The organism is Ectothiorhodospira mobilis (assembly GCF_016584115.1).
In the GTDB taxonomy this organism is placed as follows: Bacteria; Pseudomonadota; Gammaproteobacteria; order Ectothiorhodospirales; family Ectothiorhodospiraceae; genus Ectothiorhodospira; species Ectothiorhodospira mobilis.
In genome coordinates this window covers 1-279 of sequence record NZ_NRSK01000097.1, presented here as the reverse complement: position 1 = coordinate 279, position 279 = coordinate 1, and the positions used below count along the sequence as shown (strand labels likewise).

The 279-nt window shown below is 65.6% G+C and carries 1 protein-coding gene; it reads left to right on the top strand.

The window, feature by feature from the left end; all coding sequences use genetic code 11:
• On the top strand, positions 1 to 279 hold a 279-nt coding region (locus CKO33_RS13290), incomplete at both ends, for a ribonucleotide reductase barrel domain-containing protein (protein ID WP_500683419.1).

Sequence of the window (279 nt, the reverse complement as noted above, 5' to 3'; positions counted from 1 at the left end):
GCGACCACCCCGACATCGAGGACTTCATCGCCGCCAAGCAGGACGCCGCGCGGCTGCGGATGTTCAACCTGTCGGTGCTGGTGACGGACGCCTTCATGGAGGCGCGAGAGGCCGACGCCGACTGGCCGCTGGTCTTCGGGGGCCGCACCTACAGGACGATCCGCGCCCGCGACCTGTGGGACCGGATCATGCGGGCCACCTATGACTACGCCGAGCCGGGCGTGATCTTCATCGACCGCATAAACCGGATGAACAACCTCGGCTATGTCGAGGATATCT